Annotated in this window: 13 protein-coding genes; 7 read left to right on the forward strand and 6 right to left on the reverse strand. The window is 70.6% G+C overall.

Annotation, left to right across the window (positions count from 1 at the left end; all coding sequences use genetic code 11):
* Positions 1-77 precede the first annotated feature (77 nt).
* The 3 genes from D452_RS0108765 to D452_RS0108775 all read left to right on the forward strand — a co-directional run bounded on the left by D452_RS0108765 (position 78) and on the right by D452_RS0108775 (position 3,197).
* Positions 78-770: a GntR family transcriptional regulator gene (locus tag D452_RS0108765; protein ID WP_017543780.1), complete on the forward strand. Its 693-nt coding sequence runs from the start codon at positions 78-80 to the stop codon at positions 768-770.
* A gap of 145 nt (positions 771-915) precedes the next feature.
* The gene (locus D452_RS0108770; protein ID WP_017543781.1) at positions 916-2,268 is read left to right on the forward strand and encodes an MFS transporter; all 1,353 of its coding nucleotides are present in this window, start codon (positions 916-918) and stop codon (positions 2,266-2,268) included.
* Positions 2,265-3,197 (forward strand): ornithine cyclodeaminase family protein, encoded by a 933-nt coding sequence (locus D452_RS0108775; protein WP_017543782.1) that lies wholly within the window; start codon positions 2,265-2,267, stop codon positions 3,195-3,197. Before D452_RS0108770 ends, D452_RS0108775 begins: the two co-directional genes overlap by 4 nt.
* A 338-nt stretch (positions 3,198-3,535) precedes the next feature.
* Here the strand turns inward: D452_RS0108775 and D452_RS0108780 are convergent, their stop codons facing one another.
* Genes D452_RS0108780 through D452_RS0108790 form a run of 3 tightly spaced genes read right to left on the reverse strand, consistent with a single transcriptional unit; the run spans position 3,536 to position 6,682 of the window.
* Entirely contained in the window at positions 3,536-5,089 is a 1,554-nt protein-coding gene (locus D452_RS0108780; protein WP_017543783.1) for a tripartite tricarboxylate transporter permease, read from the reverse strand.
* A gap of 1 nt (position 5,090) precedes the next feature.
* Complete coding sequence (locus tag D452_RS0108785; RefSeq protein WP_026129110.1) at positions 5,091-5,693, reverse strand: tripartite tricarboxylate transporter TctB family protein; 603 nt, start codon at positions 5,691-5,693, stop codon at positions 5,091-5,093.
* Positions 5,690-6,682, reverse strand: a complete 993-nt coding sequence (locus D452_RS0108790; protein ID WP_017543785.1) for a Bug family tripartite tricarboxylate transporter substrate binding protein — start codon at positions 6,680-6,682, stop codon at positions 5,690-5,692. Before D452_RS0108790 ends, D452_RS0108785 begins: the two co-directional genes overlap by 4 nt.
* A 268-nt stretch (positions 6,683-6,950) precedes the next feature.
* Between D452_RS0108790 and D452_RS0108795 the strand changes: the two genes are divergently transcribed.
* The 3 genes from D452_RS0108795 to D452_RS0108805 are packed head-to-tail and all read left to right on the forward strand — an operon-like array spanning position 6,951 to position 9,831.
* Positions 6,951-7,766 (forward strand): IclR family transcriptional regulator, encoded by an 816-nt coding sequence (locus D452_RS0108795; protein ID WP_017543786.1) that lies wholly within the window; start codon positions 6,951-6,953, stop codon positions 7,764-7,766.
* A complete protein-coding gene (locus D452_RS0108800; RefSeq protein WP_017543787.1) occupies positions 7,763-8,989 on the forward strand; it encodes a CaiB/BaiF CoA transferase family protein in 1,227 nt (408 codons plus the stop codon). The genes D452_RS0108795 and D452_RS0108800 overlap by 4 nt, the downstream gene beginning before the upstream one ends.
* Positions 8,986-9,831: a citryl-CoA lyase gene (locus D452_RS0108805; protein ID WP_026129111.1), complete on the forward strand. Its 846-nt coding sequence runs from the start codon at positions 8,986-8,988 to the stop codon at positions 9,829-9,831. Before D452_RS0108800 ends, D452_RS0108805 begins: the two co-directional genes overlap by 4 nt.
* A 74-nt stretch (positions 9,832-9,905) precedes the next feature.
* Here the strand turns inward: D452_RS0108805 and D452_RS30845 are convergent, their stop codons facing one another.
* The 3 genes from D452_RS30845 to D452_RS0108820 form a co-directional block, all read right to left on the reverse strand.
* Positions 9,906-10,394, reverse strand: coding sequence for a DinB family protein (locus D452_RS30845; RefSeq protein ID WP_017543789.1), 489 nt, complete (start codon positions 10,392-10,394; stop codon positions 9,906-9,908).
* A gap of 28 nt (positions 10,395-10,422) precedes the next feature.
* Complete coding sequence (locus D452_RS30850; RefSeq protein WP_040693412.1) at positions 10,423-11,112, reverse strand: class I SAM-dependent methyltransferase; 690 nt, start codon at positions 11,110-11,112, stop codon at positions 10,423-10,425.
* A 75-nt stretch (positions 11,113-11,187) separates the two neighbouring features.
* Complete coding sequence (locus D452_RS0108820) at positions 11,188-11,772, reverse strand: helix-turn-helix domain-containing protein (RefSeq protein WP_017543791.1); 585 nt, start codon at positions 11,770-11,772, stop codon at positions 11,188-11,190.
* A gap of 478 nt (positions 11,773-12,250) precedes the next feature.
* On the opposite strand from D452_RS0108820, the gene D452_RS29215 reads away from it, so the two are divergent.
* A partial coding sequence (locus tag D452_RS29215) for a DNRLRE domain-containing protein (protein ID WP_239646351.1) occupies positions 12,251-13,087 on the forward strand: 837 nt, incomplete at its 3' end.

Below are 13,087 nucleotides of genomic sequence, written 5' to 3' on the forward strand. Positions count from 1 at the left end.
GGCATTGCGAGCGGGTCGGCCCCGGGCGCGTGGCATCCTTGGGAGCTACGCAGCCCGGTCGAGGAGGACAACAGCACATGAGCATCGACGCGTCGCGCGACCGGTCGCGGCCGGTCCTCCGTTCGCTCACCGAGCACGCGAGCCTGCGCGCCCGGGTGACCGACGTCCTGCGTGAGGCCATGATCGCCGGTGAGCTCGAGCCCGGTGTCGTCTACTCGGCCCCCGTCCTGGCCGAACGCCTCGGCGTCTCCGCGACCCCGGTGCGCGAGGCCATGATGGAGCTGACCCAGGAGGGACTGGTCGAGACCCTCCGCCACCGCGGCTACCGCGTGGTGGAGTTCAGCGACGTCGCCCTGGACGAACTCATCGAGCTCCGCGCGCTCATCGAGGTGCCCACGGTCGGCCGCGTCGCCGCGACCGCCACCGCCGGGCAGATCGCCGCGCTGCGTCCGCTCGCGGACCGGCTGACCGAGACCGCCGAGAACGGGCAGCTGCGCGAGTTCATCGCCAACGACATGGCGTTCCACCTCCGGCTGCTGTCCATCGCGGGCAACCAGAGGCTGGTCGACGAGGTGCGAAGGCTCCGGGGGATGTCGCGGCTGTCAGCGCTGCGGGGGCTGTACGAGGAGGGCCGTCTGGTCGACACCGCAGAGGAGCACCACGCCCTGCTGGACCGCCTCGAAGCCGGTGACACAGCGGGTTCCGAGGCCCTCATGCGACATCACCTCGGTCATGTCCGAGGGGTCTGGGCGGGTCGCGCGGAGATCTGACGGAGGACGCTGCCGAACACGAAACAGGTACCTGAGCTGCTTCGATTCGGTCACGGGCCTTGATTCGGGCGAGGTGCGATTGTACGTTGCACTGGTTCCCATCGTGAAGCCCCTCTTCATCGGGCCCTGATCCGAGGAGTTGTGAGTGGCCTCGCAGCACTCGGTGGTCGGTAAACCGGCCACCAACCGCCGTGTACTCTTTGGCAGCCTCAGCGGCAGCGCGATCGAGTGGTTCGATTTCTTCCTGTACGCCACCGCCGCGGCGCTCATCTTCGACAAGCAGTTCTTCCCCAACGACGATCCCGTGATCTCGTTGATGCTGTCGTACCTGACCCTGTCGCTCACCTTCTTCATCCGGCCGTTCGGCGGGATCGTCTTCTCCCACATCGGTGACCGGATCGGGCGCAAGAAGACCCTCGTCATCACCCTGTCGCTCATGGGCGGCGCCACCGTGGCGATCGGTCTGCTGCCCACCTACGAGCAGGTCGGCCTCCTGGCCCCGGTGCTGCTGATCCTGTGCCGGATCATCCAGGGCCTCGCGATCGGCGGCGAGTGGGGCGGCGCCCTGCTGCTGGCCTACGAGTACGCCCCCGAGAACCGACGCGGCTTCTTCGGCTCGGTGCCCCAGACCGGCATCACCATCGGCATGCTCATGTCGACGGTCGCCTTCGGCCTGGTCAGCCTCCTCCCGGACGGTGCCTTCGAGTCCTGGGGCTGGCGCCTCCCGTTCATCGCCAGCATCGTCCTCGTCTTCGTCGGCCTGTGGATCCGCAAGGGCCTGGCCGAGACTCCCGCCTTCCGCGAGGCCAAGGAGAGCGGCGACGTCGCCAAGCTGCCCATCCGGGACACGCTCCGCGACCACTGGCGCTCCGTGCTCGTGGCCGTCGGCGCCAAGGTCGTCGAGACCGCGCCGTTCTACATCTTCGCGACCTTCGTCGTCAGCTACGCCACCGGCACGCTCGACATCCAGCAGTCGGTGGTCCTCAACGCGGTCAGCGCGGGCGCACTGGTCAGCACCTTCGGCATCCTGCTCATGGGTGCGCTCTCCGACCGCGTCGGCCGCCCGAAGGTCTACCTCGGCGGCACCCTGCTCATCGCCCTGTTCGCAGCGCCCTTCTTCATGCTGCTGGACCTCCAGATGAGCTGGGCCGTGTACGCGGCCGTCGTGATCGCCCTCGGTGTGGCCTGGCCCCCGGTCACCGCCACCCTCGGCACCCTCACCTCCGAGATCTTCACGACCCGGGTGCGCTACACCGGCGTGACGCTCGGCTACCAGATCGGCGCCGCCCTCGCCGGCGGCACCGCCCCGCTGCTCGCCACCTGGCTGCTGGCCCGCTTCGACGGAGCCTGGTGGCCGATCGCCACCTACCTGGTGATCCTCGCCGTCATCTCCTTCGCCGCCGTCGCCGCGTCCGGCCGGGTGGTGCGCAAGGAGAGCGCCCTGATCGCGGCCCGTGAAGAGGCCGAGCGCAACGAGAAGTCCGAGGTTTCCGCATGACCCAGACACCCACCGGCCTGCCCTTCGTCAGCGCGGAGGAAGTCCGTGAGCGGATCGGGCCCAAGCGGGCCTTCGAACTGATCGAGCGTGCCCTGCTCGACGGATTCGATCCCTCACAGGACCCGGCGCGGTCCCACGCGGGGGCCGGGGACGGCCACCTGCTGCTCATGCCCTCGACCCTGGGCGACTGGGTCGGCGTCAAGGTCGCGTCCGTGTCCCCGGACAACCCCGCGCGCGACCTGCCCCGCATCCAGGCCGTCTACCTGCTGATGGACGCCCGGACCCTCACCCCGAGGCTGATGGTCGACGGTGTCACGCTCACCTCGCTGCGCACTCCGGCCACCTCCGCCGTGGCGGCGGACCGGCTGGCCGCCCCGGAGGCCTCCCGCCTCGTGGTGTTCGGCAGCGGTCCGCAGGCGGTCGAGCACGTCGTCGCCGTGGCGGGTATCCGTGAGCTCACGAGCGTTCGGATGGTGGGCCGCACTCCGCACCGGGTGGAGGCCGCCATCAGCGAGCTCGCCGGGCGCGGGATCACCGCCGAGACGGGCACCGTGGCCGACGTCGCCGAGGCCGACATCGTTGTGTGCGCCACCTCCACCAAGGACCCGCTCTTCGACGGATCCCTGGTCCGTGACGGCGCCTGCGTGGTCGCCATCGGTTCGCACGAGGCCGATCGACGCGAACTCGACGCCGCCCTGATGGGCCGCTCCCTCGTGGTGGTGGAGGAGAGCGACGCCGCCCTGCGCGAGTGCGGGGACGTCGTCATCGCCATCGACGAGGGCACCCTCACCAAGGCCGACCTCGTCGGCATCGCCCCGCTGGTCCGGGGCGAGGTGACCCGCCGCACCGACCGCCCCAACGTCTTCAAGGGCTCCGGCATGTCGTGGGAGGACCTGGCCGTCGCCGTGGGTGTCGCGCCCACTCTCTGACCGGTCCTTGGGCGGACCAGTCGCCCGGGCCGGTCCGTCCTGTCGGCCCGTGTGACACAGGGGTTGCGCACCGCGAGTCCCTCGCGGTGCGCAACCCCTTTCTCGTGCCCGGCCCCGTGACGGGTTCCTCGTCCGGTGGAGAGGTCCGCTCAGCCGCGGGCCGCTGTCGACCACCGGCCACGGATTCCGATCCTGGCCACCGGCGACTTCGGCACCCCCGGCGGGGTACCCCGTGAAGGCTTCGCGTTCGCGCCCCGGCCCTGCTCCGGGGTGGTCACGGAGGCGAACCGACCACACGGGACCCGCCCGTGCCCTGCTCCGGGCACGGGCGGGCTGGTTCACGCCGTCGGGTTGGTCTCCCGCTCCGCCGGGGCCGCAGGGCGCCGGGCCGCGCGTATCCGGGCGACCACGACGATGCCGACAGCCAGCAGGATGACGGCGTAGATGCCCAGGGTGATGGGGCCCGTGAACATCACTCCGACGTCCCCCTGGCCGATCGCCAGTCCGCGACGCAGTTCGGTCTCCGCGAGGGGGCCGAGGATGACGGCGATCAGTACCGGGGCGACCGGGATCGCGTACCTGCGCATCATGAACCCCAACAGCCCGAGGAGGATCAGCAGCCACAGGTCGGTGACCGAGTAGGAGGAGGCGTAGACACCGAGCACCGCGAAGCCGGTGATCCCCGCGTACAGGTACCTCTTGGGGATGAGCAGCAGCTTCGCCCACAGAGGGGCGAAGGGCAGGTTGAGGATCAGCAGCATCACGCTGCCCACGAAGAGGCTGGCCAGGAGCGCCCACACGAGGTCCGCGTTGCGCTCGAACAACAGGGGACCGGGCTGCATGCCGTACTGCTGGAACGCGGCGAGCATGATCGCCGCCGTGGCAGACGTCGGCAGCCCCAGCCCGAGGAGCGCGCCCATCGCGGTGCCCGCTGTCGCGCTGGCGGCGGCCTCCGGAGCCGCCACGCCCTCGATGGCGCCCTTGCCGAACTCGTCGGGGCGTTTGCCGCGCCGGGCCCGTAGCTGGGAGAGCTTGCGTTCCGTCCCGTAGGCCAGGAAGGTCGGGATCTCCGAACCCCCGGCCGGGATGGTGCCGAACGGAAGGCCGAAGCCCAGTCCGCGCACCCAGGCGGGGATGGCCCGGCGCAGGTCACCGGGCTTGAGCCAGAGGGATCCGCCGGTTCGGACCAGCTGGGCGTCGTCCCGCTGCCGGTGGATCCGCGAGGCCACGTGGAGCACCTCGCCCAGGGCCAGCAGCCCGACGGTCACAGTCACGATGCCGATCCCCTCGAAGAGCGAGGGCACACCGAGGGTGAACCGCGCGGCGCCGCTCTGCGCGTCGATGCCGACCATCGCGATCGCCAGGCCCAGGGAGAGGGCGATGAGACCGCGGATCATGGACTGGGCGACGACGGCCGAGGTCGCCACGAAGGCGAAGACCGCCAGGGCGAAGTACTCGGCGGGGCCGAACCGCAGGGCGATGTCGATGATGACACCGGAGAAGAACGCGACCACGGCCGTGGAGACCACCGCGCCGAGGAACGCCCCGATCGCCGAGGTCGCCAGTGCCTGGGAGGCCTTGCCGCGCAGCGCCATCTTGTGGCCCTCGATCGCGGTGGCGATGGCCGAGCTGTTGCCCGGCGTGTTCATGAGGATGGACGTGGTGGAGTCGCCGAAGAGTCCGCCGTAGTAGACGGCGGTGAACATGATGAAGGCGCCCGTGGGGTCGAGCTTGAACGTGACCGGGAGCAGAAGCGCCACGGCCATCGCCGAGCCCAGGCCGGGGAGAACACCGACAGCCGTGCCCAGGACCACGCCGACGAAGGCCCACAGCAGGTTCTCGGGGGTCAGGGCGGCGGCGAACCCGCCGCCGAGGAGTACGAGCGTGTCCATGTCAGAGCACCCCGCCCAGGATCCCCGAGGGGAGGTTCAGGCCCAGGCCCGCGACGAACGCGAGTTGCACGACCGCCGAGTAGACCAGCGCGACCGCCGCCTCGAACAGCGAGCGCCTGCCTCCGAACGCCGTGCTGACACCGAAGAACAGCAGGGCTCCGGACAGCAGCCAGCCCAGGGGTTGCAGCAGCAGGGTGAAGGCGATGACCGAACCCAGCACGAGACCGACCGTGCGCCAGTCGCTGTGGGTCGCGGTGCGCCGGGTCTCCTGGCCCTCGACCAGGTCACCGACGATCCCCGCGCTCTCCGTGCCGGTGTCGCCGTTCGCCGGAGGGACGGCCGGGGCGCGGGAGACCTGGACGACCAACAGCGCTCCGAGCACCACCATCAGTCCGGACACCAGCCCCGGGAAGAGCTGGGGGCCGGGCCCGGTGGAGGTGTCCGGGACGTGCATGGCCGTGGTCTGCGCGGCAAGGAAGACACCGACCCCGACGACGAGCAGGCCCACGAAGACCTCGCTGCGCCCCCGCAACCAGGAACGGGCCGGGTGGGAGGTGGCCGACCCCGGTGACGCGGGTGGCGCTGGTTCTCTCAGTGGGTTCATGACAGCCCCAGGTCCTTGGTGACTTCGGTGATACGGGTGATCTCTTCCTTGAGGAAGGCCTCGAACTCAGGACCGGACTGGAAGGTGTCGTCCCACCGGTTGCGTTCGAGGGTGTCCTGCCACTCGGGGGTGGCGACCATCTCCTCGACGATGGCCGTCAGCTCGGCACGCTCCTCCTCGGTGATCCCGGGCGGCGCCATGAAGCCCCGCCAGTTGGGGAGCACGGCGTCCACGCCCTGTTCGGGGAGGGTGGGGTGCTCTTCCAGGCCGGTGACCCGTTCGTGGGCGGAGACGCCGAGGACCCGAAGACTCCCCGTCTCCACCTGGTCGCTGAACTCGTTGTAACCCGAGACACCCACGTCGATGCTGCCCGAGAGCAGGGAGGTGAGCGCCTGGGCGCCGCCCGCGAAGGGGATGTAGTTGACGTCGGTTGGACGCAGGCCCTGTGACTGGGCGGCGAGCCCGGCGAGCAGGTGGTCGGTGCCCCCGAGCGAACCGCCGCCCACGGCCACCGCTCCGGGGTCGTCCTCCCAGGCCTCGATCAGGTCGTTCATGTCCTGGAGCGGTGAGTCGTCACGGACCACGAAGACCTCGTAGTCGTCCGCCACCCGGGCGATGGGCACGACGTCCTCCAGCGTCTGGGCGGAGTCGTTGACGATGATGCCGCCGATCATGACGGTCCCGGTGGTCATCAGGGTGGTCGCCTCGCCCTCGCGCCGCACCGTCTGGGCGAGGCCGATCGTGCCCCCTGCCCCGGGCAGGTTCACGACCTGGGTGTTGGCCACGATGTCGTTCAGACGCATCGCGTGCTGTGCCTCCCGGGCGACGAGGTCCCAGCCGCCGCCCGGGTCGGCGGGCACCACGATGTCCACCCGGGCGCGGGCCTCGGAGTCGTGCGTCTGCGAGAGCGCGGCGTTCGCCGCGGCGGCACCCACGACGAGGGTCGCGCACACGGCCCCCACCGCACGCAGGGTGCGCTGCTTGTCCATCTTCACTCCCTCTCGACCCCACTGGTCCACCAGGTGGACTCAATGGGCCGCTGATTGGTTCAGAGAATGATGCAAATCACTCGGGGGTGTGTCAATGCGTCCGGGAAATCTTTCCTTAACGAAGTCGTCACGTGCGCTGGGGTGTGTCCTGCCTGGGCAGAGGTTCTGTGTTGGGCGGACCGGTTGCCGGGTGCCCCTGGCGGTTCCTGCGTCCGTGGGTTAGCCTGACCCCCAGTAAGACCATCTAGTAGTCCAATGAGTCCACCAGGTGGACCACGACGGGAGTGTGATGGCCGGGGACACCGAAGGGGGAGTGCGCAGCGTGGTGCGCGCGCTCGACCTGCTGGACCTCTACGACGAGAGGAACCAGCGCTACACCACACGTGAGCTGGTGGAACTGACCGGGCTGGCCAAGACCACCGTGCTCCGCCTGGTCGGCACCCTCGAACAACGCGGGTTGCTCTGGTCCGGTTCGGACGGCCGGGTCGGAGCCGGACCGGGACTGCTCCGCTGGGCGCGCCTGGCCCACGCCGTCTGGCAGGTGCCCGAGTCGATCCGCGTGATCATGCGGGACCTCACCGTCGAGACCTCCGAGACGGTCAACCTCTACGTGCGCGCGGACACCGTTCGTGTCTGCGTCGCCCAGGAGGAGGGTCCCCAACGGCTCCGCCACGTCGTGAACACCGGTGACGAGATGCCCCTCTGGGGCGGGGCGGCCAGCAAGGTGCTCCTGGGCGGAGCCCCGGAGTCGGTGGTCCGGAGGGTCGCCGCGGCCTCCCCCCACGGACCGCAGTACCTCGACCGCCTGCTCACCGAGATCGCCGAGGCCCGGAGCCAGGGGTACTCGGTCAGCCACGGAGAACGCGAACACGGCGCCTCCGGGGTCGCGGCTCCCGTCCACGGGGCCGCCGGAGGTCCCGCGCCCGTCGCCGCACTCGCGGTCGGCGGGCCCACCGCCCGCTTCACCGAGGCCTCCGTCCGCGCCTTCAGCGGTGCGGTACGAGAGGCGGCGGAACGCATCGGCCGGATCGGGTTCGACCCGGGGTCGGAGAACGTGGCGAGCGACGACAAGGAGAACGGATGAGCCCCGCGACAGCCGCGCGTGACGCCCTCCCCCTGGCAGGGGTCCGCGTCCTGGACCTGACCAATGTGCTGGCCGGACCCTACGCCGGGTACCAGCTCTCCCTGATGGGGGCGGACGTCGTCAAGGTGGAGGTGCCCGGCGCGGGCGACCTCGCACGACAGCTCGGAGCCTCCTCGGAACTCAACGACGAGCGTGTGGGGGCGTCCTTCCTCGCCCAGAACGCGGGGAAGCGGTCACTGACCCTGAACCTCAAGTCGGACGCGGGGCGCGAGGTCATGCGCACCCTGGTGAGCGACTCGGACGTGTTGCTGGAGAACTTCCGCCCGGGGGTCATGGAACGCCTGGGCTTCGACTGGGAGACCCTGCGCGAACTCAACCCCGGCCTGGTGTACTGCGCCGTGTCCGGGTTCGGCTCCGACGGTCCGCTGAGCGACCGGCCCGCCTACGACCAGATCATCCAGGGGCTGTCCGGCATGATGGACGCCACCGGGACCGAGGAGACCGGTCCCCTCCGAGCCGGGTTCCCCATCGCCGACGTCCTGGGCGGACTGGCCGCCGCGTTCGCGGTCGGCAGCGCCCTGGTGCGACGTGAACGCACGGGTGAGGGCACCCGTCTCGACGTCTCGATGCTGGAGACCGCCATCACGGCCATGGGCTGGGGGGTCTCCAACTACCTCTCGGCGGGAGTGGAACCCTCACGCATCGGCAACGAGAACGCCACCGCCGCCCCGTCCGGCACCTTCACCACCGGCGAGGGCACGCTCAACATCGCGGCCAACAAGCAGGAACAGTTCGAGACCCTGTGCCGCCTCCTCCAGGCATCCGAACTCGTGGCCGACCCCCGCTTCGCCACGCGGGAGGACCGCAAGGCCAACCGGGTCGCGCTGCGCGGTGAACTCGAGGAGCGCCTGGCGGGCCGGAGCGCGGCGGACTGGGAGGCGGTCCTCTCCGCCGCCGGGGTGCCCGCGGCCCGTGTGCTCAGCGTCCGCGAAGCCCTCGAACTCGAACACGTCGAGCACCGGGGCCTGGTCCGCACGCTTGCCTTCCCCGGCCGGGACGACCGTGAACTGCACGTCCTTGGCAGCGGTGTGCACGTGGACGGAACCTCCCTGGGGCCCGACCGCTCCCCACCCCTCCTGGGCGAACACACCGACCAGGTCCTCCAGGAAGCCGGATACGAACAGAGCGAGGTCAACGCGCTCAGAGAGGCGGGTGTGGTGTGAGCGCTCCTGACACCCCGAGCATGACCCACGAGGAGATCGGCGACTGGTGGTCGACCTCCCTGACACGTATCGCCCCCGGAGAGATCGAGCTGCGCGGATACCCCGTGCAGGACGTCATCGGCCGCCACGGCTTCGTCGAGGTGGTCTGGCTCATGCTCAGGGGGGAGCTGCCCGAGCCCGCCCAGGCCCGCATGCTCGAGTCCGCGCTGGTGGCCGGGGTCGACCACGGCCCACAGGCGCCCTCCATCGCGGCCGCGCGGATGGCCGCCACCTGCGGGCTGGGGCTCAACAACGCGGTCGCCAGCGGCGTGAACCTCCTGGGGGACGTGCACGGGGGCGCGGGGCAGCAGTGCGTCACCCTCCTGCACCGGATGGCCGAACTGCGCTCCGACGGCACCGGCGCCGACGACGCGGCCGAGGCGATCGTGGCCGAGTACCGGGACAGAGGCGGTTACGTCCCCGGGTTCGGGCACCGCTTCCACCCCAGGGACCCGCGACGGGACCCCCTCCTGGGCATGGTGCGGGACGCGGTGCGCGACGGGATCGTCGACGCCGGTCCGCTGGAGTCCGCGCTCGCACTGGAGAAGGCCCTCGAGGGACGCAGGGGCAGGCGCGTGCCCATGAACATCGACGGCGCCACGGCCGTCGTCTACGCCTGCCTCGGCTTCGACGCCGAACTGGCGCGCGGGCTCTTCGTCCTCTCGCGGTCGGTCGGCATCCTGGCCCACGCCTGGGAGGAGAGCAACAGCGGCGCGAGGATCAAGGGCCCCCTCCCGCGTACGGTCCTCGCCGGTTACACCGGTCCGTCGACCCGCCTACCGGGCGAGGTCCACGACGACTGAGCCGGTCGCGGGCGTCCCGGCCGGTGCGAGCGCGCACCGGCCGGGACGAGGGCCGTTCCCGTTCCGGAAGGGGATCAGCGGCCGGTCTGGCCGTCGATCCTCTCGCGGAGGATGTCGAGGTGTCCGGCGTGACGACCGGTCTCCTCGATCATGTGCGCCAGAGCCCACCGCATCGACGGCGCGGGCCCGCCGCGGCGGCCGTCGTGCGCGGGTCGGCCGAGGTCCTCGCAGGCGGCGATAGCTCTGTTCGCGGCGGCGACGGCGTCGCGGTAGGCCTGGAGTACCTCCTCGGTGCTACGGTCCGGACCGGCACGGAACGTCGCCGCCCAGTCGGTGGTCTCCTCACCGAGGAACACGCGGCGCTCGACGCGGGTCAGGTGCGCGATCAGGCCGAGAAGGTTGGTCCCCGAGGCCACGCCAGGGGTGCGCACGTGTTCCTCCGGCGCCCCCTCGACCTTGGCCAGGGCGCTTTCGCGCAGGTAGTCCAGGAATCCGGTGAGGACCTCCTTCTCACCGGGCCCGGTCCTGGGCGGTGGGCGGTCGCGTCGTGATCGGGCGGACATGGTGCTCCCTTCGTGGCGGTGCGGGCGATCAGAGCCGTTCGGTCCCCGGAGTCGTCCCCGGTTGGCGGCGTGCCGCCACCACGTTGTCGACCACCGTCGCGGAGCGGCCTTCGGGTCCGTGCGCGAGTCGTGTGCGTTGTTCGACCACGACGGCGGTCCACTCCGGCCCGAGGCCGAGCGAGCGCCACAGGTCGTCCGCGGTCGGATGGTCGTCGTGCCGGTTCCATGACCAGGGCGCGCTCGAACCGTGGTCGACGACGAGCAGGATTCCCTCGTCGCGGACCGACCGCGCGGACGCGCGCAGGACCTCGTCTCTGGCGAGGCCGGTCGTGGTGTGGAAGTAGTTGGCGTAGACGAGGTCGACGGGGCCGGTGTCGGGCGCGGAGGACGCCAGGTCGTGGGCTTCCAGGTCGAGGTGCTCCTCGACCCCGGCCAGCCTGGACCGCTCGGCCAGGACGTCGAGCACGTGTGCCGAGACGTCCACCGCCGTGACCCGCCACCCGCGTGCGGCCAACCACAGGGCGTCCCCGCCGCGTCCGCACGCGAGTTCGAGGGCCCGGGGCGCTCTTCGGCGCGGAGCCGGTACGAGCGCCAGTTCTCCCGCGAGCGCGACGAAGGCCGCGTTGGGCGGGGGAGGGGATGTCGAGGGATTCTCGTCGCTGTACTGCTGGTCCCAGAACTCCCGGGCGGGAGAGGGGACCCCGGTTTCGGATCGCATGACGCCCATGCTGGGCGGCGGGGGCGGTTCCGTGCACGGTTCCGTGCGGATCTGCAACGGCGTGTGCGCGGGGCCTCAGCCCCCGTGCAGGTGGATGCGTTCGCCCTGGGTCCCGAAGATCGCGATGACCTCGGCCACCGCCCGCTCGGCGGGGTTGCCGATCCAGTGCGGGGTCCGGGTGTCGAACTCGGCCGCCTCCCCGGCGTGCAGCAGTACGTCCTGTTCGGAACCGAGGACCAGCCGTACGGTTCCCGAGAGCACGTAGAACCACTCGTGGCCATCGTGCGTGCGCAGCTCGGGCGCTGGGAGGGCTCGGGACGGCGGATAGACCACCTTGTACGCCTGGACCCCGCCCGCGCGCTGTGTGAGCGGGACGAACGTCAGACCGAAGCGGCGCACCGGATGCAGGTGGACGCGCGGGTCACCCACCCTGGGCGCGTCGACGAGCTCGTCGATCGGCACCCGGTAGGCGCGGGAGAGGGGGAGCAGCTGCCCCAGGGTGGGCTGGAGCCGTCCGGTCTCCAGACGCGAGAGCGTGCTCGGTGAGATCCCCGTGTGTTCCGACAGCTTGTTGAGGGTCAGCCCCACACGGCCACGCAGCCGCCGCAGCCGGGCGCCCACGGCACGGAGCACCTCGGCGTCGGGATCGTTGCCTTCCATGTTCGCAACCTATCTCTTGGTGCGGTCCCGATCCGGGGAGCGGTGGAGCGGTCGAACGCCTTCGATTTTCGGTTCGAAACGATCCCTGTTTTGGTTGTCGCCGGATGAGTGGAGGCGGAAAACGAAGGCGCTCCCGGCCCCGGGAGCGGCCTCCCGTGGCCCTCGTTTGTCTTGTGGGGTAATGGTGGTTTTGGTCCGCGTATATATCCCCGTTGTTTGTCTGGTGCGGTGTGAATTTGGTAAATTCCTCTTAGTTGAAGGCGTGGCACGATGCCTCGTCGGAATTGCTTTCGGTCGTAGTTGGAATGTGTAGGCACTAACCGTAATGCGTCGTACCCTGACCCGCGCGACGGCGGCCTGTGCGACCTATGCCCTGGTTCTCTCGCTGGGGGTGGGCGCCCCCGCCGCTGCTGACGAGAAGCCCCCCGCTGTCGAGGGAAGTACTCCGGACTCCAGTGTCTTCGGTGCCGCCCCCGCCATGGGAGAATCGCGCGACCGGAGCGGTGTCACCTCCGCTGTGAAGCCTTCCGAAACCGCGCACGACGACGGTGGTCGAATTGAGGCCGGAAGTTCGCTGTGGACCCATGTGGACCGCGCGTTTCCGGACCAACCTTCCAGTGGGGCCGAAACCGGAAGCGTGGGTACCGGGCGGCTCGCCTGGGACCGTGTCTACACGCGCCGGGCCCTTTTCCGTTTCCCGGTGGAACTCGGTTCCGATTCCCCGCTGGAATCCGCCGTCCTGCGTACCGAGGTGGCGTGGTCCTACGACTGTGAAAGCGACTCCGCCGTGGAGTTGCACCGGGTCGACCCGTTCGACGAGGACACCACCTGGAACGATCAGCCGGACTCCCAGGGGCTGCTCGACACCCGGAACCTGCGGGGCGGGCACGCGGCCTGCCCGCTGCACGGCGGCGTCGAGTTCGACGTGACCGAGGCCTACCAGCAGGCCCTGGACAACGGGGAACACCACCTCCACCTGAGGCTCGGGTCCGCGGACGAGTCCGGGAACACCGCCTGGCGCCGCTTCGACGTCGAGGACACCCCACCGGTACTGGTGGTCGACCACGGCCCCGCACCGGCACGGGACCTCACTTCCATCGCGCCCTCCCAGACGGCGGCGCCCCTCGACGACGTCACCCTCCCGGGCGACGAACCCTCGAGCCCCGCACAGCCTCCCACCGTCCCGGTGGGAACCACGGACCTCCTCATCCCAGGCCCCCTGCCCGACGACCCGACCGGGAGCGGCGGCGAGCGGATCCGTGCCCCGTGGGCGGAACGGGTGGACCGCACGACCGGTGACCATCGGCGGGGGGGC

The sequence above is a fragment of the Nocardiopsis prasina DSM 43845 genome, from assembly GCF_000341265.1.
Classification (GTDB): domain Bacteria; phylum Actinomycetota; class Actinomycetes; order Streptosporangiales; family Streptosporangiaceae; genus Nocardiopsis; species Nocardiopsis prasina.

Coding starts and splice junctions, on each gene's coding strand:
- D452_RS0108765 (WP_017543780.1), top strand. CDS start 78: ATGAGCATCGACGCGTCGCGCGACCGGTCGCGGCCGGTCCTCCGTTCG.
- D452_RS0108775 (WP_017543782.1), top strand. CDS start 2,265: ATGACCCAGACACCCACCGGCCTGCCCTTCGTCAGCGCGGAGGAAGTC.
- D452_RS0108780 (WP_017543783.1), bottom strand. CDS start 5,089: ATGGACACGCTCGTACTCCTCGGCGGCGGGTTCGCCGCCGCCCTGACC.
- D452_RS0108785 (WP_026129110.1), bottom strand. CDS start 5,693: ATGAACCCACTGAGAGAACCAGCGCCACCCGCGTCACCGGGGTCGGCC.
- D452_RS0108790 (WP_017543785.1), bottom strand. CDS start 6,682: ATGGACAAGCAGCGCACCCTGCGTGCGGTGGGGGCCGTGTGCGCGACC.
- D452_RS0108800 (WP_017543787.1), top strand. CDS start 7,763: ATGAGCCCCGCGACAGCCGCGCGTGACGCCCTCCCCCTGGCAGGGGTC.
- D452_RS30845 (WP_017543789.1), bottom strand. CDS start 10,394: ATGTCCGCCCGATCACGACGCGACCGCCCACCGCCCAGGACCGGGCCC.
- D452_RS30850 (WP_040693412.1), bottom strand. CDS start 11,112: ATGCGATCCGAAACCGGGGTCCCCTCTCCCGCCCGGGAGTTCTGGGAC.
- D452_RS0108820 (WP_017543791.1), bottom strand. CDS start 11,772: ATGGAAGGCAACGATCCCGACGCCGAGGTGCTCCGTGCCGTGGGCGCC.